The organism is Microbacterium sp. SY138 (assembly GCF_039729145.1).
GTDB lineage: Bacteria > Actinomycetota > Actinomycetes > Actinomycetales > Microbacteriaceae > Microbacterium > Microbacterium maritypicum_A.
Genome location: NZ_CP155793.1, coordinates 1,228,561 through 1,253,276, shown reverse-complemented (window position 1 = coordinate 1,253,276; position 24,716 = coordinate 1,228,561). Strand labels below are relative to the sequence as shown.

At 68.1% G+C, this 24,716-nt stretch carries 26 protein-coding genes and 1 tRNA gene; 9 read left to right on the top strand and 18 right to left on the bottom strand.

From position 1 onward, the window contains the following. Positions 1-6: 6 nt before the first annotated feature. The 8 genes from ABDC25_RS05870 to ABDC25_RS05835 all read right to left on the bottom strand — a co-directional run bounded on the left by ABDC25_RS05870 (position 7) and on the right by ABDC25_RS05835 (position 5,858). The gene (locus ABDC25_RS05870; RefSeq protein ID WP_347125296.1) at positions 7-780 is read right to left on the bottom strand and encodes an alpha/beta hydrolase; all 774 of its coding nucleotides are present in this window, start codon (positions 778-780) and stop codon (positions 7-9) included. A gap of 244 nt (positions 781-1,024) precedes the next feature. Beyond that, the gene (locus tag ABDC25_RS05865) at positions 1,025-1,438 is read right to left on the bottom strand and encodes a hypothetical protein (RefSeq protein ID WP_347125294.1); all 414 of its coding nucleotides are present in this window, start codon (positions 1,436-1,438) and stop codon (positions 1,025-1,027) included. A gap of 22 nt (positions 1,439-1,460) precedes the next feature. Further along, positions 1,461-2,258 (bottom strand): SseB family protein, encoded by a 798-nt coding sequence (locus tag ABDC25_RS05860; protein WP_347125292.1) that lies wholly within the window; start codon positions 2,256-2,258, stop codon positions 1,461-1,463. Continuing rightward, complete coding sequence (gene priA / locus ABDC25_RS05855) at positions 2,242-2,988, bottom strand: bifunctional 1-(5-phosphoribosyl)-5-((5-phosphoribosylamino)methylideneamino)imidazole-4-carboxamide isomerase/phosphoribosylanthranilate isomerase PriA (RefSeq protein WP_029260604.1); 747 nt, start codon at positions 2,986-2,988, stop codon at positions 2,242-2,244. Before priA ends, ABDC25_RS05860 begins: the two co-directional genes overlap by 17 nt. Before the next feature lie 103 nt (positions 2,989-3,091). Beyond that, complete coding sequence (gene hisH / locus ABDC25_RS05850; RefSeq protein ID WP_021199778.1) at positions 3,092-3,727, bottom strand: imidazole glycerol phosphate synthase subunit HisH; 636 nt, start codon at positions 3,725-3,727, stop codon at positions 3,092-3,094. After that, on the bottom strand, positions 3,724-4,341 hold the full coding sequence (gene hisB, locus ABDC25_RS05845) for an imidazoleglycerol-phosphate dehydratase HisB (RefSeq protein ID WP_021199779.1): 618 nt from the start codon (positions 4,339-4,341) through the stop codon (positions 3,724-3,726). Before hisB ends, hisH begins: the two co-directional genes overlap by 4 nt. Further along, entirely contained in the window at positions 4,338-5,423 is a 1,086-nt protein-coding gene (locus tag ABDC25_RS05840; RefSeq protein WP_021199780.1) for a histidinol-phosphate transaminase, read from the bottom strand. Before ABDC25_RS05840 ends, hisB begins: the two co-directional genes overlap by 4 nt. A gap of 66 nt (positions 5,424-5,489) precedes the next feature. Continuing rightward, complete coding sequence (locus ABDC25_RS05835) at positions 5,490-5,858, bottom strand: LysM peptidoglycan-binding domain-containing protein (RefSeq protein WP_021199781.1); 369 nt, start codon at positions 5,856-5,858, stop codon at positions 5,490-5,492. A 289-nt stretch (positions 5,859-6,147) separates the two neighbouring features. Here ABDC25_RS05835 and lexA point away from each other — a divergent pair, with 289 nt between their 5' ends. Both lexA and ABDC25_RS05825 read left to right on the top strand, forming a co-directional pair. Further along, positions 6,148-6,834 (top strand): transcriptional repressor LexA, encoded by a 687-nt coding sequence (gene lexA / locus ABDC25_RS05830; protein WP_021199782.1) that lies wholly within the window; start codon positions 6,148-6,150, stop codon positions 6,832-6,834. Positions 6,835-6,927: 93 nt separating this feature from the next. Then, entirely contained in the window at positions 6,928-8,796 is a 1,869-nt protein-coding gene (locus ABDC25_RS05825; protein ID WP_347125288.1) for a prolyl oligopeptidase family serine peptidase, read from the top strand. Positions 8,797-8,851: 55 nt separating this feature from the next. Here the strand turns inward: ABDC25_RS05825 and smpB are convergent, their stop codons facing one another. The 3 genes from smpB to ftsE all read right to left on the bottom strand — a co-directional run bounded on the left by smpB (position 8,852) and on the right by ftsE (position 11,436). After that, on the bottom strand, positions 8,852-9,328 hold the full coding sequence (gene smpB, locus ABDC25_RS05820) for an SsrA-binding protein SmpB (RefSeq protein WP_021199784.1): 477 nt from the start codon (positions 9,326-9,328) through the stop codon (positions 8,852-8,854). 63 nt (positions 9,329-9,391) lie between these two features. Further along, a complete protein-coding gene (ftsX, locus tag ABDC25_RS05815) occupies positions 9,392-10,306 on the bottom strand; it encodes a permease-like cell division protein FtsX (protein ID WP_029260601.1) in 915 nt (304 codons plus the stop codon). After that, the gene (gene ftsE, locus ABDC25_RS05810) at positions 10,303-11,436 is read right to left on the bottom strand and encodes a cell division ATP-binding protein FtsE (protein ID WP_347125286.1); all 1,134 of its coding nucleotides are present in this window, start codon (positions 11,434-11,436) and stop codon (positions 10,303-10,305) included. The genes ftsX and ftsE overlap by 4 nt, the downstream gene beginning before the upstream one ends. Positions 11,437-11,620: 184 nt before the next feature. Here ftsE and ABDC25_RS05805 point away from each other — a divergent pair, with 184 nt between their 5' ends. Continuing rightward, positions 11,621-12,628, top strand: coding sequence for a DUF2510 domain-containing protein (locus ABDC25_RS05805; RefSeq protein WP_347125284.1), 1,008 nt, complete (start codon positions 11,621-11,623; stop codon positions 12,626-12,628). Between the two features lie 199 nt (positions 12,629-12,827). Then, positions 12,828-13,904 (top strand): DUF2510 domain-containing protein, encoded by a 1,077-nt coding sequence (locus ABDC25_RS05800; protein WP_347125282.1) that lies wholly within the window; start codon positions 12,828-12,830, stop codon positions 13,902-13,904. A gap of 54 nt (positions 13,905-13,958) precedes the next feature. Here the strand turns inward: ABDC25_RS05800 and prfB are convergent, their stop codons facing one another. Beyond that, positions 13,959-15,068 (bottom strand): peptide chain release factor 2, encoded by a 1,110-nt coding sequence (gene prfB / locus ABDC25_RS05795; protein ID WP_021199789.1) that lies wholly within the window; start codon positions 15,066-15,068, stop codon positions 13,959-13,961. A 121-nt stretch (positions 15,069-15,189) separates the two neighbouring features. Here prfB and ABDC25_RS05790 point away from each other — a divergent pair, with 121 nt between their 5' ends. Next, positions 15,190-16,449: an MFS transporter gene (locus ABDC25_RS05790; RefSeq protein ID WP_347125941.1), complete on the top strand. Its 1,260-nt coding sequence runs from the start codon at positions 15,190-15,192 to the stop codon at positions 16,447-16,449. Continuing rightward, positions 16,446-17,006: an NUDIX domain-containing protein gene (locus tag ABDC25_RS05785; RefSeq protein WP_347125279.1), complete on the top strand. Its 561-nt coding sequence runs from the start codon at positions 16,446-16,448 to the stop codon at positions 17,004-17,006. The genes ABDC25_RS05790 and ABDC25_RS05785 overlap by 4 nt, the downstream gene beginning before the upstream one ends. A gap of 94 nt (positions 17,007-17,100) precedes the next feature. On the opposite strand, the gene ABDC25_RS05780 is transcribed toward ABDC25_RS05785, so the two are convergent. From ABDC25_RS05780 to ABDC25_RS05760, 5 genes are read right to left on the bottom strand one after another with little or no spacing between them, the layout of a single operon-like run. Next, entirely contained in the window at positions 17,101-17,541 is a 441-nt protein-coding gene (locus ABDC25_RS05780) for a pilus assembly protein TadG-related protein (RefSeq protein WP_046398939.1), read from the bottom strand. Next, a complete protein-coding gene (locus ABDC25_RS05775) occupies positions 17,538-17,924 on the bottom strand; it encodes a TadE family protein (protein WP_347125277.1) in 387 nt (128 codons plus the stop codon). The genes ABDC25_RS05780 and ABDC25_RS05775 overlap by 4 nt, the downstream gene beginning before the upstream one ends. Then, positions 17,921-18,628 (bottom strand): type II secretion protein F, encoded by a 708-nt coding sequence (locus ABDC25_RS05770; RefSeq protein ID WP_347125275.1) that lies wholly within the window; start codon positions 18,626-18,628, stop codon positions 17,921-17,923. The genes ABDC25_RS05775 and ABDC25_RS05770 overlap by 4 nt, the downstream gene beginning before the upstream one ends. Continuing rightward, positions 18,625-19,482, bottom strand: a complete 858-nt coding sequence (locus tag ABDC25_RS05765) for a type II secretion system F family protein (protein ID WP_347125273.1) — start codon at positions 19,480-19,482, stop codon at positions 18,625-18,627. The genes ABDC25_RS05770 and ABDC25_RS05765 overlap by 4 nt, the downstream gene beginning before the upstream one ends. After that, positions 19,479-20,675 (bottom strand): ATPase, T2SS/T4P/T4SS family, encoded by a 1,197-nt coding sequence (locus ABDC25_RS05760; protein WP_347125271.1) that lies wholly within the window; start codon positions 20,673-20,675, stop codon positions 19,479-19,481. Before ABDC25_RS05760 ends, ABDC25_RS05765 begins: the two co-directional genes overlap by 4 nt. Positions 20,676-20,814: 139 nt before the next feature. Between ABDC25_RS05760 and ABDC25_RS05755 the strand changes: the two genes are divergently transcribed. Next, a tRNA-Leu gene (locus ABDC25_RS05755) sits at positions 20,815-20,896 on the top strand. 97 nt (positions 20,897-20,993) lie between these two features. Continuing rightward, complete coding sequence (locus ABDC25_RS05750) at positions 20,994-21,773, top strand: VTT domain-containing protein (protein ID WP_168441054.1); 780 nt, start codon at positions 20,994-20,996, stop codon at positions 21,771-21,773. Between the two features lie 36 nt (positions 21,774-21,809). Here ABDC25_RS05750 and ABDC25_RS05745 read toward each other — a convergent pair whose 3' ends face one another. Next, positions 21,810-22,619 (bottom strand): Ku protein, encoded by an 810-nt coding sequence (locus tag ABDC25_RS05745; protein WP_029265674.1) that lies wholly within the window; start codon positions 22,617-22,619, stop codon positions 21,810-21,812. 135 nt (positions 22,620-22,754) lie between these two features. Here ABDC25_RS05745 and ligD point away from each other — a divergent pair, with 135 nt between their 5' ends. Further along, positions 22,755-24,716, top strand: coding sequence for a non-homologous end-joining DNA ligase (gene ligD, locus ABDC25_RS05740; RefSeq protein WP_347125269.1), 1,962 nt, complete (start codon positions 22,755-22,757; stop codon positions 24,714-24,716).

Here is a 24,716-nt window from a genome sequence, read left to right as displayed (position 1 = left end):
ACGGGCTCACGAAGCCGCGCATTCTCCGCCGCCGACAGAGCCGAGATGGCGGGCGAAGAAGCGCGCGGCATCCTCGCCGGCGAACTGCGGGACGCCCGTGTGGCCGCCCATGTTGGCGTAGAGCGTCTTCTCGGTCGATCCGAAGGCGTCGAACAGGTCGAGCGCCATCCGGCGGTCGTTGCCCTCGTCATCCCATTGCAGGAGGACATGCAGCGGGATGGTGACCCGACGCGCCTCCTCCATCGTCGTACGGGGCACATAGCTGCCGGCGAAGAGGCCTGCCGCGACGATGCGTGAGTCGATCGCGGCGAGACGTACTCCGATTGCGATCACCCCACCGGAGAATGCCGTCCGCTCGCCGATCTCGGGAAGGGCAAGAGCCTCGTCGAGCGTGGTCTGCCATTCCGGCACCGCCTGATCGACGAGAGGAAGTATCAGCTGGTCGATGACCTCCTCGCCCGGCCCTTCGCCGGCAGAGATCGCACGAACGAGGTCGGCCCGCGCCTGCGCCGCGCCAGGCAGCGGCGTTCGGTCGCCCGCTCCGGGCGCCTCGATCGAGATCGCAGCGAAGCCTTGCGCCGCCGCGCTGCGCGCTCGTGCCGCCAGGCGTGGGTACATTCGTCGCATGCCGATTCCGCCGGGTTGGCCCATCAGGATGAGGGGAACCGGCGCGGAGGAGGAAGCGGCTGGCGGCGTCCACATGATGCCGGAGATGTCACCGATGGTGAATTCGCGCTCGGTGAGTCCGCCGTCGAGATTCTGTTCAGAGGTGAAGTTCATGGTCGTGCCTTTCGGGAATGCTGCTGATATGCGGCGCTCCCGGACGACCTATCGCCCGACCGTGACTCCCCGGAGGAGCACCGACGTCACTTCGTTCACGGATACCACCTCCTCGCTTCCTGCACGGATCTCCGACGCTATCAGCACCGGCAGCAGCGATCGGACCGCGCACCTCCCCGCGGAGACGCGTTCCCGTTCCCGCCCGCGGTCCGAAGTGGAGACCGTCATCTCCGGCGACGAAGGATCAGGGCTCCAGGATCAGGGGGTCCGCGGTGGAGGGGCCGCCGCACGGGCCATCAGCGTGGGTCCAGGCGATCGGTTCCTCGGATTCGTGGATGACGGTGCCCTGCGCGTCGAACAGGCGGATGTCGACCTCCTCCGGTGTCGACATGTCGAACATGAGCCGCCAGGTCCCGTCGTTCTCACGGGACGCCGCGAACAGGTTGGTCGAGGAGGTCTCGTCCTCCCCCGGCGCCGGTGAGCACTCCGCGTCCACGCAGAACTGGACGGCCGCTGTCTCCGGGAATACGCTCACGTCGACGACCACCCCGTTGACATAGCCGATCGCCGGGCACGCGGTGTAGCAACCCGTGATGCCGGTCGCGGCACCACCCAGGAGCGCGACCACGGCGAGGACTCGCATCAGACCTCGGGACATGCCCCGATCGTAGCGAACGCGATCAGACGCCGCGGCGGAGCTTCACGGTCAGCGAGTCGGCGTGCACAGCGATGCGATCATCGGACGCCCAGCGCTGAGCGAGACGCGAGAGCACGGCATCGAGCACCTCACGCTCCAGACCGTCGACGAGCTCGAGGACCACGATCAGCTCGGGGCCCCGGAGCCGCGCGTCGGGATCGCCCGCGGCCACCGCCACATCGATCACCGCCAGTTCGTGAGCCACGCTCTCCTGGACAGCCGTGAACACTTCTGTCGACAGGAAGCTGGGCTCCCAGCGCTGCTCCTGAGCGATCGCCCAGACCGCGGGACGCCGGATCACGAACTCCGTCTCTGACGTCGGGTCGAGAACGATGAGATCGGTGTCCTCCGCCGACGCCGCCAACGCGGCTCGAACGGCCTCGACGGGGATCGGTCGCGCGGTCGGATCCCATGCCTGCATCGCCTGCACGGACGAGAAGACCGGCTGCACGCGCCGGCCGTCAGGCGCCGCGACCGTCACGATGGACAGTTCCTGCGTCTTGTCGACGGTGAGACCGCTCGGCGCCACACCCTCCTCACCCTTCTCGGCGATAAGCGGAATCAGCACGCGTGCGGTACGGAAGGCGTCGACCACGTCGACCTGACTGCCTTCACCCGCACGGAACCGCAGCAGCGCGGCCAACAGAGCGGGATCGGCGGAACCGTCGTCCGACGCGTGCGGATTCGACTCGAAGCTGCGCCCCTCCCAGGGGACGCCCGCCGAATCGCCGTGGTTGTGCGATTCCGGCCCACAGGCGTGCGCGTCAGTCTCCTGCGACATCCAGAGCCTCAGCCAGCGTGAACGCGCCGGCGTAGAGTGCCTTGCCGACGATCGCACCTTCGACGCCCAGCGGCACGAGATCGCGGAGCGCGGCGATGTCGTCGAGGCTCGAGATCCCGCCGGATGCGACGACCGGTTTCGGGGTACGTGAGGTGACCTCGCGGAGCAGTTCGATGTTGGGGCCGCGAAGAGTGCCGTCCTTCGTGACGTCGGTGACGACATAACGGCTGCAGCCGGCGTCTTCGAGGCGGTCGAGAACCTCCCAGAGGTCACCGCCCTCCTTGGTCCATCCGCGGGCGGCGAGCGTCGTCCCCCGCACGTCGAGGCCGACCGCGATCGCCTCGCCGTAACGGCCGATCACATCGGCCGCCCACTCCGGGTTCTCCAGCGCGGCCGTGCCCAGGTTGATCCGGGTGGCCCCGCTCTCCAGAGCCGCCTCCAACGTCGCATCATCACGGATGCCACCGGAGAGCTCGATGCTCACGCCCTTGAACTGCTTGATGACCTTGCGCAGGATCGGTGCGTTGCTGCCACGGCCGAACGCGGCGTCGAGGTCGACGAGGTGGATCCACTTCGCTCCCTGCGCCACCCACTCCCCTGCGGCATCCAACGGGTCGCCGTAGCTGGTCTCGGTTCCGGCCTCGCCCTGGGTCAGGCGGACGGCCTTGCCCCCGGCGACATCGACGGCGGGAAGGAGCGTGAGCGAGGGGGACTGCGCGAAGTCGTTCATGGGGTCCTTGTATCGGGAAGCTCTACGGCCCGGTGCGGGCACGAGAACCGAGGGTAGTCCGCCGGACGGCGGGGAACAAAACGGGTGACGCCTGCCGAAGACGTCAGAGACTTCCCACCCAGTTGCGCAGCAGCTGGATGCCGGCTTCCCCGGACTTCTCCGGGTGGAACTGCGTCGCCGAGAGCGGCCCGTTCTCGACGGCGGCGAGGAACGGGTCGCCGTACGTCGTCCAGGTCAGCACAGGCTCGGGGAACGGCGGGATGACGTCGAGTTCCCAGGACTGCGCGGCGTAGGAGTGCACGAAGTAGAAGCGCTCCTGCTCGATGCCTCGGAAGAGCACGCTGTCGGCACCGGGCTCGACCGTGTTCCAGCCCATGTGCGGCAGCACCGGGGCATTGAGCTCGGTGACCGCGCCGGGCCACTCGCCGAGCCCTTCGGTGTCGTGCCCGCGCTCGACGCCGTGCTCGAAGAGGACCTGCATCCCGACGCAGATCCCGAGGACCGGACGGCCGCCGGCGAGACGGCGATCGATGATCTCGTCCCCTCCGTGGGCGCGCAGGGCATCGCGGACGGCCTGGAATGCACCGACACCGGGGACGACGAGTCCATCCGCCTCGAGAGCGGTGGCGCGGTCGCGCGTCAGCACGGCATCCGCGCCGGCGGCGACGAGCGCCTTCACCGCCGAGTGGACGTTGCCCGACTCGTAGTCGAACACCGCGACCCGGGGCGCTGCGCTCACAGCGCGCCCTTCGTGGACGGGATGCCGTCGACGAGCGGGTCCAGAGCCTTGGCTTCGCGGAATGCGCGAGCGAAAGCCTTGTACTCCGCCTCGGCGATGTGGTGCGGATCACGCCCGCCGAGCACACGCACGTGCACGGTCAGACCGGCATTGAAACTGATGGCCTCGAATGAGTGACGCACCAGCGAACCGGTGAAGTGCCCGCCGATGAGGTGGTGTTCGAAGCCTTCAGGCTCTCCCGTGTGCACGAGATACGGACGACCGGAGATGTCGACGACCGCCTGCGCCAGTGCCTCGTCGAGGGGAACGAGCGCGTCGCCGTAACGGGAGATCCCGGACTTGTCCCCGAGAGCTTCGAGAATGGCTTGGCCGAGCACGATCGAGACGTCTTCCACCGTGTGGTGCGCGTCGATGTGCGTGTCGCCGGAAGCCCGCACCGTGAGGTCGGTCAGCGAATGCTTCGCGAAGGCGGTGAGCATGTGGTCGAAGAACGGCACGGACGTGTCGATTCGGCTCGCCCCGGTGCCGTCGAGGTTCAGCTCGAGCTCGACGGTGGACTCCGACGTGCTGCGCACACGGTTCGCGGTGCGCGGGGTCAGTGCGGGGGTGCTCATGAAGCCGATCCTATCGAGGCCAGCGCCTCGAGGAACGCGGTGGTCTCGGCCTCCGTGCCCGCGCTGACCCTGAGGTGTCCGGGGATGCCGACATCGCGCACGAGCACGCCGCGGTCGTACAGCTGCTGCCAGGTGGCCCGCGGGTCGGCGACGCCGCCGAACAGGACGAAGTTCGACCACGATTCGTGCGGCTGGTATCCGAGCGCTTCGAGAGTCGCCGTGATCCGATCGCGCTGCTCGACGATCTCCTCCACCATCGCGAGCATCACGTCGGCGTTGCGCAGGGCCGCTATCGCCGCCGCCTGGGTGAGAGCGCTCAGGTGATAGGGCAGACGCACCAGACGCAACGCGTCGATGAAGGCGGGGTCAGCAGCGAGGTACCCGACCCGGGCCCCGGCGAAGGCGAAGGCCTTGCTCATGGTGCGCGAGACGGCGAGACGCGGGCGTCCGTCGAGCAGGGTCAGGGCGGAGATCGCATCGCGCGGCGCGAACTCCTGGTACGCCTCATCCACGATCACGATGCCACGGGCCGCGTCGTACACGGCTTCGATCACGTCCAGCCCGAGCGGCGTGCCGGTGGGGTTGTTGGGAGAACAGAGGATGACCACATCGGGATCGGCGGCCCGCACCTGCTCGGCAGCCTCGTCCGGGGTGATCGTGTAGTCGGGCTGACGAGTGCCGGCGATCCAGCGTGCTCCCGTCCCCTGGGCGATGAGCGGGTACATCGAATACGTCGGCGCGAAACCGAACGCCGTGCGCCCGGGACCTCCGAAAGCCTGGAGGATGTGCTGGAGAACCTCATTCGAGCCGTTGCCGGCCCAGATCTGCTCCGGCGTGAGCCCGTGCCCCAGGTACTCCGCGAACGACTCGCGGAGCGTCGTGAACTCCCGGTCCGGATAGCGGTTGACGTCGCGGATCGCGACGGCGATGTCGTCGAGGATGTCGCTCGCCACCGCGTCGGGGATCGGATGCGTGTTCTCGTTCACGTTGAGCGCGATCGGGAGCGGCGCTTGCGGAGCGCCGTATGGCGTCAATCCGCGAAGATCGTCACGTAGCGGGAGATCGTTGAGGGAGAGGGTCACCCTTCCCATGTTAAGCGGCGCCTCGCCTCGATGACGCAAAGTTGCTGCAGTGCTGCCGCCGTCGGATCAGTTCACGTACTGGGCCGGGATGGCGAGCGTCTGGCCGATCTGGAGTTCTCCACCGCGCAGCAGGTTCATCCGGCTGATCTCACCGATGACGTCCCGCGGGTCGGCATCGGGAGCGACGCTGGTGGCGATCGACCAGAGAGTGTCTCCCGGCATGACGGTCACGGTCTCGACGCTGACGGCGGCCGAATCTGCTCCCGAAGCGATCGCGCTGCCGCCGCTGAGCGCCGCGAAGGCGATACCGATCGCGAGCGGAACCGAGGCGAAGGCCAGCAGCACGGCGCGGCCACGCGTCGTCAGTCGGAGTCGCGTCGTGGGACGGGTCGACGCCGGAATGACTGCTGCGGTGCTGAAGCTGATGCTGCTCATGTGGTGCTCCTTAGCCTGTCCCGGAGCGGTGAGGCCGCCGGGGAAGTTGGCGTAGCGTTCGCATTCCCGTCTCGGCCGGGAGCCGTGAATGCGAAGCTACGTACCGAAGATATCTTCGAGTTCGAACATCTGTCAAGTATTCTTCGAAACCGAATCCGGAAATGAGCCGACACGCTCGAACAGATCTTCCAGATCGGCCCGTTTCTCGGATACGGTTTCGATAAGGACACCCCACCACGGGCCTCCGACATTCGAAGAGGGACGTCGGATCACGCACTGAAGGAGCACCATGAGCGAGAACTCTGCCCCCGAGTCGGAGGCACCGCGCACGCGCCGCCGGAAGAGCCTCAGCCCGAAGCAGATGGCGATCCTCGAGGTCATCCAGAACTCGATCGCGCACCACGGTTACCCGCCGAGCATGCGCGAGATCGGCGACGCCGTCGGTCTCAAGTCCCTCTCCAGCGTCACCCACCAGCTCGGGCAGTTGGAGCTCAGCGGCTATCTGCGTCGCGACCCTGGGAAGACCCGCGCCATGGAAGTGCTCATCGACCTGCCGGGGGCCAGCACCGAGAACCCCGCCGACGTGGCGACCCCGGTCGGCGATGCGGCACTCGTCCCCCTGGTCGGACGCATCGCCGCGGGTGTGCCGATCACCGCCGACCAGCAGGTCGAGGAGATCTTCCCGCTCCCCCGCCAACTGGTGGGCAAGGGCGACCTGTTCATGCTCAAGGTCTCCGGCGAGTCGATGATCGACGCCGCCATCTGCGACGGCGACTGGGTCGTCGTCCGTTCGCAGAACAGCGCCGAGAACGGCGAGATCGTCGCGGCGATGCTCGACGGCGAGGCCACCGTCAAGGTGCTGCGCCGTCGCGACGGCCACACGTGGCTGCTCCCGCGCAACTCGGCGTTCGAGCCCATCCTGGGCGATGAAGCCGTGATCCTCGGCAAGATCGTGGCGGTGCTCCGCGCGGTCTGAGACGAGAGCACGACGAAGGCCCTCCCGGTTCCCTGGAGGGCCTTCGTGTGCGCCCCGCGTGACGCTCGTGCCAGCGCCCCATAGGCTCGAAGCATGACGTCGTCCCCCTACGGTTCCTGGCCTTCGCCTTTCTCCGCACCATCAGTCGCGGCGTCCTCTCCTCGCATCGACGGCGCCCGCTTCGTCGGCACGGAGATCTGGTGGGGTGAGTCGGTGCCGTCCGAGAAGGGACGGGTGACGGTACGGAGTTCCACGGGCGCCGAGGTCCTCCCCGCGCCCTGGAACGCCCGCTCCCGCGTGCACGAATACGGTGGCGGCGCCTGGACGGCGGACGATCGGGGGACGCTCTACTTCGTCGACGCCTCAGACCAGCGGGTGCGCCGCCTGACCCCCGACGGGGATCTCGTCACGCTCACCGCGGCCGGTCCCGCGCACGGAGGTCTGCGCGTGCAGGACGGACGTCTGCTCGCCGTGCGCGAAGACCTCTCGACCACACCGCACCTCCGTGCGATCGTCGAGATCCCGCTCGACGGCTCCGCCGCAGAAGACGAGTCCGCAGTCAGCGTGATCGTGCAGGGCGAGGGGTTCTTCGCCCACCCCGCATTCTCCCCTGACGGGACCCGCGCCGCGTGGGTCGCCTGGGAACGGGGGAAGATGCCGTGGGAGAGCGCGCGCGTGCAGGTCGCCGAGGTCGACGGAGGCCTCCCGCGGACGATCCCCTCGCGAGCGGCGCTGCAGCCCGAGTGGCTCAGCGACACGGAACTGGTCTTCGCCGACATCGCCGATGACCGCTGGACACTCCACCGCATCGCCATCGACGGGGTGACGCCTTCCGGATCCCCGCGGCCGCTGGCCCCGTCCGATGCCGACACGGGCTACGGGCTCTGGGTGCTCAGCAACCGCTGGTATCAGCCGTTGGAGGACGGCCGCATCCTCGCCGTCCGCACGAACGGGCGCGACGACGTCGTCGTGATCGACACCGGAGGGGGCGAGAGCATCATCGAGTTCCCCGGCGACGGTCATGTGAGCGTCGATGCGGTCCACGGCACCCGGGTGCTGCTCTCCGGCAACGGTTCCCGGGTGGCGGCGGGGCTCTGGTGCGTCGATATCGAGTCGGGAGAGGTCGTCGCCGTGCGCGGCGGGGAGCCCGTCGATCCGCGCTGGATGCCGGCGTCGATGTCGATCGAGATCGACGGTCCGCACGGCGCCGTGCACGCATTCGCCTATCCGCCGGCGAACCCCGACGAGGAGGCCCCCGACGACGAGCTCCCGCCCTACGTCGTGCTGGTCCACGGCGGACCGACGGCGCATGTGACCGGGGCAGCCTCGGCAGCGATCGCCTTCTACACGAGCCGCGGGATCGGCGTGCTCGACGTGAACTACGGGGGCTCCACCGGCTATGGTCGTGCCTATCGCGAACGCTTGGACGGCCAGTGGGGTGTCGTCGACGTCGACGACGTGATCGCGGCGGCGCGGGGCCTGGCTGCCACCGGGCTCGCCGACCCCGACCGTCTGGCCATCCGCGGCGGATCGGCAGGCGGCTGGACCGTGCTGTCGGCACTGGTGCGAGGCGGAGCCTTCGCCGCGGGGATCAGCCGCTACGGCGTCGCCGACCTGCGCATGCTGGCCGCGGAGACTCATGACTTCGAGGCATCGTACATCGACGGTCTGGTGGGCCCGCTGCCCGAGTACGAGCATCTGTACGTCGAGCGTTCACCGCTCACGCACACAGATCGCATCACTGTCCCGGTCCTGCTCCTGCAGGGCGGCGAGGACCGCGTCGTCCCTCCATCCCAGTCCGAGGCGATCCGCGATGCTCTGGCAGAGCGCGGCATCGAGCACGAGTACGTCCTCTATCCCACCGAGGGACATGGTTTCCGGAGCGCGGAGACCATCGTCGACTCCCTCGACCGCGAGCTGGCGTTCCTCGGCCGCGTCTTCGGCTTCCACCCGCGCCCGTGACGGGCTGTCGACTCGTCACGGCAGTGCCGGAGAGTCGGGGCCTGAGAGCCCGGGGCTACTCTCCCACGCGATTGCGCAGACGCATGGCACGGTCGGCCTCACGGGTGTCCTGACGCTCGCGCAGGGTCTGCCGCTTGTCGTATTCGCGCTTGCCCTTCGCCAGGGCGATCTCGACCTTGGCACGACCGTCGGAGAAGTACAGCTTCAGCGGGATGAGGGTGTATCCCCCGGCCGAGACGGCGTGCGCGATCTTGGCGATCTCCTCGCGATGGAGGAGCAGCTTGCGGATGCGTTTGGCCGAGTGGTTCGTCCAGTGCCCCTGCGAGTACTCGGGGATGTGCACGGAATCGAGGAAGACCTCGTTCCCCTTCACGAACGCATAGCCGTCACTGAGGTTGGCGCGACCCTGACGCAGCGACTTGACCTCGGTGCCGGTGAGCACCATCCCCGCTTCGTACGACTTCTCGATCGTGTAGTCGTGACGTGCGCGACGATTGGTCGCGACGACCTTCTCTCCGCGTTCCCTGGGCATGATGCTCTCCTGTTGCCGTGATGAGCTCGATCGATCGTTCCGACCGAGCAGCCTTTCAGGCTATCAGGTACGCAGCCAGCGTCGGATCGCGAAGCCGGCGGAGAGCGCGGCGAGGATCACGCCGATCCCGATCAGCACGGGAACCACGAGAGCCGCGTCCTGCATCGTGACCCATGTGGTGATGAACGGCACCCTCCCCCGCAGGTAGCCGTTGACCCCGAAGTGCATACCGGCGACGACGGCGGCACTGGCCAGAGCCGAGCCGAGGAACGCGGCGAACACGCCCTCGAGGACGAACGGCGTCTGGATGAAGCGGTTCGAGGCTCCGACCAGGCGCATGATGCCGATCTCCTTGCGCCGCGCATACGCCGACAACCGGATGGTCGTTCCGATCAGCAGGGTCGCCGCGATGAGCATAAGCACGGCGATTCCGACCGCGATGTAGGTCGCGACCGTCAACGCGGAGAACAACGGCTCGAGATACTGCAGCTGGTCCTTAACCTGCTCGACGCCGGCCTGTCCACTGAAGGCCTCGGCGAGCACCTGCGACTGACCAGGGTCCTTCATCGTGACGAAGAACACCTCGAACGCCTGGTCGGGCGAGAGCACGCTCGCCTGGTCCGCGCCGAGCTGGTCGACGAGCTTGGCGTACGTCTCTTCCTTCGTATCGAAGGTCATGGAGCTGATGAGCGGCTTGAGCGCGTCACCCTCGAGCTGAGCCCGGACGGAGGCGACCTGCTCCTCGCTCGCCGCGCCGTCGAGGCACGTCTCGGATTCCGAGACCGCCGAACACATGTACACCGCCACCTGGGCACGTTCGGCCCAGTACCCGCGCATGACCCCGATCTGCCCCTGCATGAGGATCGCGGCGCCCACGAACGTCAAGGAGACGAAGGTGACGAGCACGACGGAGATCACCATCGAGATGTTCCGCCGCAGGCCGCCCAGGGCTTCGGTCAGGATGAGTCCGATTCTCATGAGGTCGGGCCCACTTCCTCGTCGTCTTCATCGGAGAGTCCGAGGCGATCGGCGACGCCGAGCTCGGCGACGTCCACCGTCGGCAGAGCGATCGGATGGGTACGCGGCCGGATCACCGTCGGAGGTTCCACGACAGCACGAGGCTCCGCGACAGCAGGGGTCTCCGCGACAGCAGGAGGCTCCACGACTCCGGCCGCGGCGCCGGTCTCCGGGGAATGCACCGGCTCCGGAGGTTCGACCGTGCGCGGGGCCGGGGGAACCACGGTCTCTCCCTCGCGGTCGACGGAGGACGCGGCCGCCGTGCGCTGAGTGCTGAGCTCCTCGGCCAGCGCGGCACGCACCACCGAGAGATCGGCTGTCTGACGCTGCACCTCCTGGACCGCGGTGAGAGCAGCCGCCGCCGCCGCTCCGCGCACCTCCTCCGGGACGAGGCGCGGGATGTTGGAGGTGTCGCCGTATCCGCCGTGCACCTCGTCGCGCACCATCTCCCCGTCACGCAGCTCGATCACTCGGCGCTGCATCTGGTCGACGAATCCGGCTTCGTGCGTGGCCATCAACACAGTGGTGCCGCCGGCGTTGATGCGAGCGAGCAGCTGCATGATGTCGACCGACGTCGCGGGGTCGAGGTTTCCGGTCGGCTCGTCGGCGAGCAGAACCTGGGGACGGTTGACGAGGGCTCGCGCGATGGCGACCCGCTGCTGCTCTCCACCCGAGAGCTCGTGGGGCATCCGCTTCTGTTTGCCGTCGAGACCCACGAGGGCGAGAGCCTCCGGAACCGCCTGCTGGATGAAGCCGCGCGACGAACCGGTCACCTGAAGCGTGAACGCGACGTTCTGGTAGACCGTCTTCGAAGGCAGCAACCGGAAGTCCTGGAAGACCGACCCGATGTGGCGGCGGAAGTAAGGCACCTTCCGGTTCGCGAGCGCGCGCAGGTCTCTGCCGAGCACCGCGACCCGCCCCGACGTCGGGACGTCTTCGCGCAGAATAAGGCGCAGACAGGAGGACTTGCCGGAACCCGAGGCTCCGACGAGGAAGACGAACTCCCCGCGTTGCACCTCGAAGTCGACTCCGGAGAGGGCGGGCTTCGACGTCCCGCGGTAGCGTTTCGTGACGTTCTCGAACCGAATCATGGCGCTACGAGCCTACGTGCGGGCTGTCGCCTGGCCGCGAGCGACACCCCGCACGGCGCTTCCGCCCTCAGGGCCGGATGGGGAGAGCTCCCCATCCGCGACCCGGTGGCGCGTCGCCTCCCACTGCTATACATGAAGATGTCGGCTGCAGGAAGCAGCTGCCGAGTTCTTTCAAGGGGGAGCCATGACAACGCCCGCAGGATGGTACGACGACGGATCGGGTCGACAGCGCTGGTGGGACGGCCAGCAGTGGACCGAGCACTTCGCCCCGGAGGCCGCGGACGCCGCGGTCGATCCCGACGCGCACGCCGGGTCCTCGGAACAGGCCGGGTCCTCGGCATCGTCGATCGACGACACCGTGATCCGTGCATCCGACGACACCGCGACCACACCCCCGTCGCCGGACGCGACCGCACCGACGACTCCCCTGAGCGACGACCTCGGCGCCTACTCCGCACCAGCCGCTCCGGCCGCTCCAGCCGCCCCGGCGGAGGTTCCGACGCCGTCGGCCGACGTCTACCCCGGCACCGCAGCGGCGTACTCCGGCAGCACGACGGGGTATCCGGCTGCAGCCCCGTACGGGCAGCCTGCCGTCGAGGAACCGAAGAAGCTCTCGATCCTCGGACTCGTGGGGCTCGGGCTCGGGGTGCTCGGCACCATCCTGGTCTTCATCCCGGTGATCGGATTCTTCGGCTTCATCCTGCTCGGCGCGGGATTCATCGTGTCGCTCATCTCGCTGTTCCTCAAGGGGAAGAAGTGGCCGGGCATCGCCGGACTCATCCTGGCGGTCGTCGGGACGATCATCGGCATCGTGATGTCGTTCGTCTACCTCTTCGCCTTCGCGCAGGGAGTGAGCGAGGAGATCGACAAGCTGCCCACCTCTTCTCCGTCGATCGAGGCCACCGCGCCGAGCGATACCGACGGCTCCGAAGGAACGGATGTCGGAGTTCGTCCGACCGCTCCTGAGGTCGCGCAAGGTCTGACGGCCATTCTCTCCTCGTCGGGTGCAGAGGGGTACACCGAGGCTCAGATCACCTGCCTCGCCGACCTCTTCGTCGCCTCCGACCTCGACAATGCGACGCTGCGCACGATCGCCGACAGCGACGGCACCCTCACCGACACCGATGCCCTGTACGGTGTCGCCGAGGTGCTCGGCGACACCGATGCGATCACCGGGTGCTTGGTGCCCTGACCCGTCCCCAATGGGCCAAGAAGGCCTCGGGAGCACCGTGCTCCCGAGGCCTTCTTCACGTGATCGTCTTCTCATTCGACACAGACCCCGCAGCGCCGCTACCGTCGTCACTGACGGCCCAGCCCCTGTGGAGAGGCCTGCGTGGCGAGAACGACCTCACCGCGCATCCGCCGACCGAGAAAGACGCACGGAACGCCTGATGACAACACCTGCCGGTTGGTACGACGACGGCTCCGGAAACCGACGGTGGTGGGACGGACTGCAGTGGACGGAGCACGTCGTCACCGGGCAACACGCACCCGCCACCGAGACGACCGCAGCCGAGACGACCGCAGCCGAGACGACCGCAGCCGCGTCGACCCCCGCCGGGTCGACTCCGGAACCGGCCGCACCTGTCGTTCCCTCCGCCGACGCCGAGCAGACGCCCTTCGTCCCGCCATACACGCTCGCCGGCCAGACGTTCTCTCCATCGGCTGCCGCAGCACCCCAGACCAGCACGACCTCCGCGCCCTATGGCGGGTATCCGGCGGCCACGTGGCCGGTGACTCCTTCTCCGCAGCCTGCGGCCGGAGTGCCGGTGGTGGGCATCTTCGGCCTGGTCGCCGTCATCGTCGGCGTCGTCAGTGCCTGCATTCCCGCGATCGCGATCGCCGGATGGGCCCTTCTCGCGGTCGGGTTCGTGATGTCGCTCATCTCCCTGTTCCTCCGCGGAAGGAAGTGGCCGGGGATCACCGGTCTCGTCATCGCCGTGGTCGGTGCGATCCTCGCTGCCGCTGTGTCCTTCCTGGTGGCCGCGACGACCTCGTCGCCGGATACCGACGGCACGTCGTTCGGCACTCCCAGCGAACGGCCGACGGATGGCGGCACCGCCACCGAGAGCCAGGACCCCTCGTCGATCGAGGGTGCCGAGATGGTGCCCTTCGCCGACCTCGAAGTGGGCGACTGCCTGCCATTGGTCGAGTACGGCGAAGACGAATTGGTGTTCGAGCTGCCCGTGGTTCCCTGTGAGCAACCGCATACCGACGAGGTCTTCTTCATCTACGACGTCGAGGACGGCGAATTCCCCGGCGACGACGTGCTGAACGAAAGTGCGTGGAACGGCTGTTATGAGGCGTTCGAGGCGTATGTCGGCAGATCCTACGAGGCTTCCGAACTCGACTTCTACAACTACCAGCCGACGAAGGCGACCTGGATCCGGGAGAACGACCGCACCGTGCAGTGCATCCTCTTCAGCTACGAGGATGTGACCGGGACCCTCCGCGACTCCGGGCGCTGAACGCGCGCGCGCAGCAAGAAGGCCCCGGATCGCTCCGGGGCCTTCTTCGTGGACTCAGTCCTCGATCTTGCGCTTACGCCAACGGATGCCCGCGGAGATGAAGTCGTCGAGATCGCCGTCGAAGACGGCCGCGGGGTTGCCGGACTCCTGACCCGTGCGGAGGTCTTTCACCAGCTGCTGGCCGTAGAGGAAGTAGGAGCGCATCTGGTCGCCCCAGCTCGCGGTGATGTTGCCCGCGAGCTCCTTCTTCTTCGCCGCCTCCTGCTCCTTCTGCAGCAGCAGCAATCGGGTCTGCAGCACGCGCATCGCTGCGGCGCGGTTCTGGATCTGCGACTTCTCGTTCTGCATGGAGACGACGATGCCGGTCGGGAGGTGGGTGAGGCGCACGGCCGAGTCAGTCGTGTTGACCGACTGCCCACCGGGACCGGAGGAGCGGAAGACGTCGACGCGGATATCGCTCTCCGGGATGTCGACCTCGGTGGCCTCCTCCATCAGCGGGATGACCTCGACGGCGGCGAACGACGTCTGGCGCTTGTCGGCCGAGCCGAACGGGCTGATGCGCGCGAGGCGATGCGTTCCGGCCTCGACCGAGATGGTGCCGAAGGCGTAGGGCGCGTCGATCTCGAAGGTCGCCGACTTGATGCCCGCGCCCTCTGCGTAGGACGTGTCCATGACCTTGACCGGGTACTTGTGCCGTTCCGCCCAGCGCAGGTACATGCGCATCAGCATCTCGGCGAAATCGGTGGCGTCGTCGCCGCCCGCGCCGGAGCGGATCGTGATGATCGCGGATCGCTCGTCGTATTCGCCGTCGAGCAGCGTCTGCACCTCGAGCTGGTTGATCAGTTCGGTGAGGGCGGCGAGTTCGGCACGAGCCTCCTGTGCGGAGTCCTCATCGCCCATCTCGTTCGCGAGCCCGACGAGCACCTCGAGGTCGTCGAGACGCTGAGCGATGCCGGTGATGCGGGCGAGCTCGGACTGACGGTGGCTGAGTGCGCTGGTCACCTTCTGCGCGTTCTCGGTGTCGTCCCAGAGGTCGGGGGCGCCGGCCTCCTCGCTGAGACGCGCGATGTCGTCGCGGAGACGGGAGACATCGACGACCTCGCTGATGTCGCCGAAGGTGTGCCTGAGCGCCTGGATTTCGGCGGAGAGATCTAGTTCGAGCATGACACCTCAGCCTAACGTGCCGCCTGCCCGCGCGGGGACCCCGTCGTCCGAGATCCCTGGTCGAGCGGAGTAGCGTGAAGCTGTGAGCAGTGCATCGACGGTCCTTCGGCAGTTCGGACCCATGGTGTACCTGCCGACGATCCTCTTCGCACTCGGCGAGGGAGCCGTGATCCCGCTGATCCCGGTGCTCGCCGCATCCATGGGCGCAGACGTGGCGTTCGCGGCACTCGTGGCCTCCGCGCTCGTCATCGGGCAGCTGTGCGGGAATCTCCCCGCCGGATGGGCAGTGGGCAAGATCGGCGAGAGATACACGATGGTGATCGCCGGCGTGATCGCGATCGTCGCCGGGATCGGGATGGTGTTCGCGCCGTCGCTGGGCGTGCTGGCGGCATCCGTGTTCCTCCTCGGGATCTGCGCGGCGGCCTTCGGTCTCGCCCGGCACGCCTTCATGACCACTCGGGTGCCGGTCACCTTCCGCGCGCGCTCCCTCTCCCTTCTCGGCGGCAGCTTCCGCCTCGGCATCTTCATCGGACCGTTCGTGGCCGCAGGACTCCTGCAGCTGTTCGGGAGTGAGAGCGCGGCGATCTGGTTCTTCCTCGCCTGTCTCGTGGTCATGGTGGTGCTGGTGCTCTTCGGGCCCGACCCGGAGAAGATGATCCCTCCCGTTCCGGCGACCGCCCACGAGCGCTATCTGGAAGACTCCGGCGAGGCGGTGAGCGGGTCGATCCCGACAGTCGAACGCCTGGGCATCTTCCAGACGATGTGGCGCCAGCGGGCGGTGCTCGGACGCCTCGGACTCGCCGCCGCGTCGCTCTCCGCCGTGCGCTCGGCTCGTCAGGTCGTTCTGCCCCTGTGGGGACTGTCGCTGGGATTGGACGCCTCGACCATCGCCCTCGTCGTCGGTGTCTCCGGGGCCATCGACTTCGCCCTGTTCTACGCGAGCGGGCAGGTGATGGATCGCTTCGGTCGACTGTGGGCGGCGATGCCCGCGATGGTGCTGATGGGAGCCGGCTTCCTCGCGCTGTCCTTCACGCACGATGTCGATGCGGCGGTGCTGTGGTTCGGCATGTTCGCCGCGGTCCTCGGTGTCGGCAACGGCCTGTCGAGCGGGATCCTGCTGACCCTGGGCGCCGACGTCGCGCCGAAGCGCGAACCCGCGGCCTTCCTCGGTTCCTGGCGCACGCTCACCGACGCGGGCGGGGCGATCGCTCCGCTACTGGTCTCGGCCATCACCGCTGTCGCCGCCCTGCCGTTCGCGGCGGCCGCGATGGGTGTGGTCGGTCTGGTCGGCGCCCTCGGCTTCCTGCGCTGGATCCCGCAGTTCGTCCCTCGCGAGCGACCGGAAGCCGACGACGACTCCTCCGAAGGAGAACAGGAATGATCTCGACTCTGGAAGCGGACGCCCACCGCCTCATCTCGGCCTTCGCTCCCCGATCGGAGCGCGACCGCGCCGCGCAGGCCGACTTCGCCTCGTTCTTCGGGGCCGACGGAGGCCCGGTGCATCGTGAGTCGGGCCCGGATCACCTCACCGCGTCATGTGTTGTATTCGATGTGTCGCTCGAGCACACGCTGCTCGTCTTCCATCGCAAGGGGCAGTTCTGGGTGCAGCCGGGAGGTCACGTCGAGGACGGAGACGATTCAGTCCTGAGCGGTGCATTGCGCGAACTGCGCGAGGAGACGGGTATCGCGGTGGACCCGGCGGCCGCACCTCTCGCCTACGATCTCGACCATCACGGACTTTCGTCCCGCTTCGGCTCCTGCGCCTCGCACCTCGACGTCGGGATCGCCGTGGTCGTCGACCGCGACGTTGCGCTCACGGTGAGCGAGGAATCGGAAGACCTGCGCTGGTGGCCGGTCGACGCGCTGCCGGCCGAGGTGCCGCCGCAGCTCGTTCCTCGACTCGACGGACTGCTCGCGCAGCTGCGCGCCCCACGCTGATCCCCAGCGGCCGGTCACCGCAGGGGCCGGTCACCGCAGGGGCCGGTCACCGCAGGGGCCGGTCACCGCAGGGGCCGGTCACCGCAGGGGCCGGTCACCGCAGGGCGGTGCGACTCGTGGCGGTCGACTCCAGCGGGACGCCGTCGGGCACGAACACGGACACCAAGGGCGGACGCCACTCCGCCGTGACGGTGACTCGTGCGGTGACGCCGTCAGGCGTGCCTGCGGCGGTGATCGACGCCTCCCCCGGCAAGGCGGACACCATCGCCTCGGCTTGCTGCTCGACGCCGTCATCCGTGAGTTCGGCACGCACGCTGCCGTCGCGCACCGCCAGGGTGAAGCCGTCCGCTCCGGCGAGCGCGGCGGAATCTGCGAGCGCATCCAACCGCTTCTGGGCGATGTAGAGATCGGTCGCGCAGACGCACACGAAGATCACAGCCAGAGCCAGAAGCACGTAGCCGAGGGTGAGGAGCAGCACACTCCCCTCTTCGTGGTCGCCGACGGCGCCCGTCCCTGTCCGGGACAGGTCTCTCATTCTGCGCCCCACAGTCGCGACACCTTCTGCACCGCTTCGGCTTGCACGGGGACAGCGGTCGAGCGATCGAGTCCGAGCATCTCCGGCACCAATGGAAGCCGCACCGACGTCGTGACGGTGACGACGATGGTCGCCCCGGCTGACGGGCACTCGACCGCGCGTGGGGTGCAGGCGATCGTCAGATTCACCGCTTCCTCATCCAGACCGTACTCGTCCACGATCCCCGCCAGCACCGCATCGCTCCTCTCCGCCGCCGTCATCGCATCGGGTGCGCGCGCGACGACACGGGCGACGTGCCGTGCTGCTGCCTCGGCTCCGAGCGTCTGTTCCTGGATCGCACCGAGCGCGATCACGAGATAGATGAGCGGCACGAGAAGGATCACCCCCACCGCGATGAACTCGAGCGCGGCCGATCCCTCGTCATTCTTCTCCGAAAGTCTCGGCAGGTGCACGAGCCTCCACCTCCATCGCGAGCAGTGAGTTCGCCGGAGCCCACGTCGGCCACCCGACGCAGAGAATCGAGGAACCCCTCACCTGCGGAGAGGCACAGATCCAGGAACTCGAGAGTCGTCGGGAGCTCGTCGGTGAGTCGCACCCGGCGAGCCTTGGCCCTCACAGAGAGCTGAAGGTCGTACGCAGCGGCGGCAGCCGCCCCGCAGAGCAGCGGCATCACACTCGTCGGCACCGTCAGCCGTCCGGCCAGCGCGAGCACGGTCAGCACGACTGCGCCCACGCCGATCCCGGCGAGGCCCCAGCCCAGTTGCCGACCACGGAACGATGCGGGGCTCGTGCGCACACCCGCCTGCGCGAGGCGCTGGCGGAGAGCCTCTCCCCCGCCGACCAGCCTCTCGAAAGCGCCCCGCGCACGCTCCCACAGCGTCCGCCCGCTCGTGGGAAGTGATCCCACCGCGGGGAGGACACCTCGGGGCAGGTAGTCGTCAGCGACGACATCGCGCACATACGGCCCGATCCGCACGACGAGAGATGCCGCTCTCCAGCGCGGAAGCACGGAGAGGATGCTCAGCATCCCCGCAGCGAAGCCGCACCCGATCAGAACCGCGATCGCAAGCGCCGAGACCCCGTTCACCCGAACCACCGCCGCGGCTCAGGAAGCCTGCCGATGCGGACCATGATGTGAAACGCGACCACCGACACCGCTGCTCCCAGGCAGATCACGAGCATCCCTTCGGGAGTGCCATACGCTGCTGCTCCCTCAGGCCGGAGAACGAGCAGCCCCATGATCACCCAGGGGGCGATCGCGCCGAGGACGGCCGCGCCCCGGATCCATGACTGGCGAGCCTCGACTTCGCCCCGCAGGGCGGCATCCGCCCGCACCGAACTCGACAGCGCGCGCAGCACACTGATCAGTTCCGTGCCACCGACCTGACGCGCCATCCGCAGTGTCTCGGCGATGCGATCGCCGATGGGGTCGGCCAGCGTGGATTTGAGTCGGTCGAGGCTGGTCTCGAATCTGCCGCTCGCACGCAGATCTCTCGCGAACACGACGAATGCCGGTCTCAGCGTCTTCGGCGCGGACTCCGCCAGGCTCGCCACTGCGTCGGGGAGCGACAGGCCCACGCGGATCGCCGCGATCAGGAGATCGCACACGTCCGGCCAGAGCTGTCGCCGCAACCGTCGCAACCGCGCTCGGCGCCCCCGCAACAACGCGATGGGTGCGACGGCTCCCGCGACGCCCGCCAGCAGCGCGAGTACGGCGATCCCGGTCAGGAGCCAGGCGACCGATGCGGCTATCAGTCCGGCCGCGGTGACGATGACGAGGAGCGTGCGCCGGGAGAGCCGGTCGAAGCCGGCCTCCTCGATCAGGCGGACGAGTCGCCCTCGCCGGGTGGCCACCTCGGCCGCGTCTGATCGCGGCCACATCCAGGGCGACAGGCACAGAAGCACCCCGGCCGCGAGGAGGGCGCCGACGAAAACTGTCACGACACGATCCCGATCAGGCGTGGCTCGCTGCGGCCGGTGCCGATGCCGTCGCTCGTTGGCGCTCCTGCCCGGTAGACGTTCCTGGTCTGGAGCCGTCCTCCGGCGAGGTCGCCGGTCGGGGCGATGATCTCCTGCACGTGTCGCTGCCCCGCGCGGTCCCTGGCGCAGTGCACGACCAGGTCGACAGACGCGGCGAGTGCAGGGGCGATGAACTCGCGATCGATGTTCCGCCCGGCCAAGAGTGGAAGGATCGTGAGCTTCTCGATGGCCTCGGCCGCAGAATTCGCATGCACGGTGCATGCGCCCGGCACCCCGGTGTTGAGCGCGAGGACCAGATCGAGAGCTTCCGCGTCGCGGACCTCGCCGACCACGAGACGGTCCGGTCGCATCCTCAACGCCTCCTTCACCAGCCTGCGCAACGTGATCTCCCCGGTCCCCTCGAGGCTCGCCTGTCGCCCCTGCAACGCGACGAGATCGGGCCCCTCCACGGCCAGTTCGAACGTCTCCTCCACCGTGACGATGCGTTGAACGTCGGCGCACGAGGCCAGCAGCGCGCCGAGCATCGTGGTCTTCCCCGCGTGCGTGGCGCCGGAGACGATCACGCTCTTGCCGTCGTTCATCGCCGTCCGCAGCAGCTCGGCGACATCGGCGGGCATCATCCCCTGCGCGGCGAGCGCTCCGAGAGATCGGTACTTCGGCAGGAACTTGCGGATGTTGACCGCCCACGAGCCCCTCACCACATCAGCGATCGCCACATGCAGACGGGACCCGTCCGGCAGCGAAGCATCCACGAACGGCTGGCTGATGTCGACCCGCCGACCGGTCGACTGCAGCATGCGCTCGACGACGTCGCGCACGGTCCCTTCGTCGAGACGAAGGGTCGTCCGCTCGGCCGTTCCCTCTCGCGCGACGTGCACGTGTCCCGTTCCGTTGAACCAGATCTCCTCGATCTCCGGATCGTCGAGCAGCGGTTGCAGCGCACCGAATCCGCTGAGCGACGCCATGACCTCTCTCACACACGCCGCTTCATCGTCGATCAGGGCCTCGCCGCGGGCGAGGGCGAGATCGTCGTGACGCCGGACCTCGGCGTGGGTGATCCGCCACGCCGCGTCCGGATCGACGGACGGATCGATGCCCTCTGCACGCAGACGCGACCGCACGCGCTCGGCGACAAGGGCGGACGGATGACTCACCCCGGCATCCTCGCAACAATCCGAGGCCTGCCTCGGAAGTTATCCACAGGCCTTCCCCGCGCCCGACCGTCGGACGGCGCGGACTACGGGCTGATCCCCAGACACGCGGATTCGGTGATCAGTAGACTGATTCCACCGCGCGGGAGTGGTGGAATTGGCAGACACGCAGGATTTAGGTTCCTGTGCCCCAGGGCGTGTGGGTTCAAGTCCCACCTTCCGCACGAGAGACGACGACGACCTTTCTCCGGTCGTCACGACATCGCTCTGTTCTACCGCCGACCATTCACGACCGACGGGACTCCCCCAGTGCTCGAAACCATGCTGCACGCACCGACCGCTCTCATCCCCTGGCTCGATCCTGCGACGATCATCGGGACCGCCGGGCCGTGGGCACTGCTCGTGGTGTGCTTCATCATCTTCGCCGAGACCGGTCTGCTCGTCGGATTCCTACTTCCCGGTGACACCCTCCTGGTGATCGCCGGCCTGCTCTCGCACCCGATCGCGGGCTCCGAGCACGGCGTCTTCGGCATCAACGTCTGGTGGGTCGCCCTCCTGATCGGCCTCGCGGCGTTCGTGGGCGGTGAAGTCGGATACGTCATCGGCCACAAGGGCGGACCGGCGGTCTTCGAGCGCAAGGAATCGGGCCTCTTCAGCAAGAAGAACGTCGAACGCACGAACGCGTTCTTCGAGCGCTTCGGCGGCATCACCGTGATCCTCGCGCGCTTCGTGCCGATCGTGCGGACCTTCGCCCCGGTCGCCGCCGGCGTCGGCCACATGCCGTGGCGCAAGTACACGCTCTACAACCTGATCGGTGCGGTCCTCTGGGGCTTCGGGCTCACGATGTTCGGCTACCTCATCGGGTTCATCCCGCCGGTCGCCGAGTTCGTGGAGAGCTACATCGACCTCATCCTGCTCGCGGCCGTCGGTGGCACCGCACTCGTCACGCTGTGGCACTACCTGTCCGAGCGCCACAAGGCGAAGAAGGCCGAGGCGGCCGGCGAAGACGTGGTCACCGATGCCGAGGAAGCGCAGGAACTCGTGCTCGACGCCGACGTGTTCGACCGCGCCCCTGACCTGGACGGCGACGGCAAGCACTGATCGATCATCGGGTGCCGGTTCCTCGGCACCCGATGATCACCCCGCGTTCTTCGCGCGCTCTTCCTTCGAGCGCGCCACGCTCGCGCGCAGCGCCTCCATGAGGTCGATGACCTCGCCGCCCTCGGCCGCTTTCTCTGCTTCCCCGAAGGTCTCGGCCACGTCGAACGTGTCGCCCGCCTCGATCTTCGCGTCGATGAGGGTACGGAGCTCCTTCTGGTACTCGTCGACGAATGCCTCGGGGTCGAAGTCCGCCGAGTAGCTGTCGACGAGCGAGGCCGAGAGCTCCAGCTCCTTCTTCGAGATCCGCACGTCCTCGTCCAGCGAGGGGAACGCGGCTTCGCGCACCTCATCGGCCCAGAGCAGGGTCTGCAGCACGAGGACCTTCCCCCGCACCCGGAGCGCGGCGAGCCGTGTCTTCTGCCGAAGTGTGAAGCGCACGATCGCCGTGCGGTCCGTCTGTTCGAGCGTCTTCCGCAGCAGCACATACGCCTTGGGCGACTTCGAATCGGGTTCGAGGTAGTACGGCTTGTCGAGCGTGAGCAGGTCGACCTGTTCGGAGGGCACGAACTCGACGACGTCGATCTCCCGGCTCTTCTCCGCGGGGAGGGCGGCGAGGTCGTCCTTCGTCAGCACGACGGTCTGGCCTTCGTCGACGTAGGCGCGGTCGATGTCGGCGTACGCCACGGTCTCTCCGCAGACTTCGCAGGTGCGCTGATAACGGATGCGCCCGCCGTCCTTCTCGTGCACCTGATGCAGCGGCACGTCGTGGTCCTCGGTCGCGGAGTACACCTTGACCGGCACATTCACGAGCCCGAACGTCAGTGCGCCCTTCCAGATCGTCCTCATCACACCAGTAGACACCAGTCACAGCCGTCACGACCAGCCCCTTGAGGGCGCCAGCCCCTTGACGGCGCTACCCTGGCGGCGCTACCCCTGGCGACGCTACCCCTGGCGATGCTGCGCCTTGACTACGCTGGCCCCATGGTCGCAGACGCGCAGATCGTGCAGGTCGACGGTCGTCGTCTGCGGGTGACGAACCTCGACAAAGTCGTCTACCCCTCCACCGGCACCACCAAGGGCGAGGTCATCGCCTACTACACGGCCATCGCTCCACTCCTGCTCCCCCTCCTCGCCGGGCGCCCCGTCACGCGCAAACGCTGGGTCGAGGGCGTCGGGACCGCGGATGCCCCGGCCGACGCCTTCTTCACGAAACAGCTCGAACCGGGCGCCCCCTCGTGGATTCCTCGACAGGCGATCCAGCACTCGGACGGTCCGAAGGAATACCCCCTCGTCCAGGACATCCCGACTCTCGTGTGGCTTGCGCAGGTCGCCGCCATCGAGCTGCATGTGCCGCAGTGGCGCTTCTCCTCCGCGGGCCTTCCCGGCAACCCCGATCGACTCGTCCTCGATCTCGATCCCGGCCCCGGCGTGGGGCTGTCGCAGTGTGCCGAGGTCGCCCGCATCGCGCGCGTCCTCCTGTCCGGCATGGGGCTCGACCCTCTGCCGGTGACCAGCGGAAGCAAGGGCATCCACCTCTACGCGTCATTGCCCGGCGAGCAGACGAGCGACGAGGTCTCCGCCGTCGTCAAGGAACTCGCACGGATGATCGAGAGCGATCACCCGGACCTCGCGACCAGCGTCATGGCGAAGGCGGTCCGAGGGGGAAAGGTGTTCCTCGACTGGAGCCAGAACAACGGCAAGAAGACCACCATCTCGCCCTACTCCCTCCGCGGACGTGCACAGCCCTGGGTGGCGGCCCCTCGCACGTGGGAGGAACTCGACGCCCCGGAACTCGCGCAGCTCGACCTCGACGAGGTGCTCGCGCGAGCCGCCGCGGGAATCGACCCGCTCGCGATGCTCCGCCCGCCGGCGACGACTCCGCTCCCGCAACCCGCGAAGACCCATCACTCCCATCGATATCCCCGAAGCTCTCCCGCCCCTGTCGCCGCTGTCGCCCCTCCGGCCACGGCGTCGATGGCGCCGATGCTCGCGGAGAACGGCACCCCCGGAGTGGCACGTGCACTGAGCGACCCCTCGTGGGTCGAGGTGAAGTGGGACGGCATCCGTGCGATGGGCACCTGGGCAGACGGGCGCATGCTGCTGCACGCGCGCCGCGGCACGGACATCACGGCCCGGTATCCCGAACTCACCGCTGACGGCGCCCCCTTCCTCCCCGTGGCGGATGCCGTCGTCGACGGCGAGATCGTCGCGTTCGACTCCCACGGCCGGCCGAGCTTCTCCCTCCTCCAGAACCGGATGCACCTCACCCGGCCACGCGAGATCGAACGCGAAGTGGTCCGCACCCCCGTCGTCTACATGCTGTTCGACCTGCTGCGTCTCGACGGACACGACCTCACCGGTATGACTCTGCGCGAACGCAGGACCCTGCTCGAGGAGCTGATCGACGATCTCGACGCCCCCGTGCAGGTCCCTCCCGTGTTCGACGACGTGGACGCGGCACTCGCCGCGAGCAGGGAGTTCGGACTCGAGGGCGTCGTCGTCAAGGATCCTCAGTCGCGATACCGGCCAGGGCAGCGCTCCCCCTCGTGGCTGAAGCTGAAGCACACGCGGATGCAGGAGGCGGTGATCGTCGGTATCCGGCCAGGGAAGGGCGACAGGGAGAGCACGCTCGGATCTCTGCTGCTCGCCGTGCCCGATCCGGACCGAGGAACGGGCGGTCTCCGCTACGTCGGACGTGTGGGGACCGGATTCACCGACCGAATACTGCGCGACCTGCTCGCACGACTCGATCCGCTGCGCGTGGACGCTGCCCCACTCGACGGCGTCCCCGCGCCCGATGCCTCCGACGCCCTGTGGGTGCGTCCGGAAGTCGTGGGCGAGGTCGAGTTCGCGAACTGGACGCCCGACGGTGTGCTCCGCCATGCCCGTTGGCGGGGGCTCCGCCCGGACAAGAGCCCGCACGAGATCGCCGTCGAAAGCTGA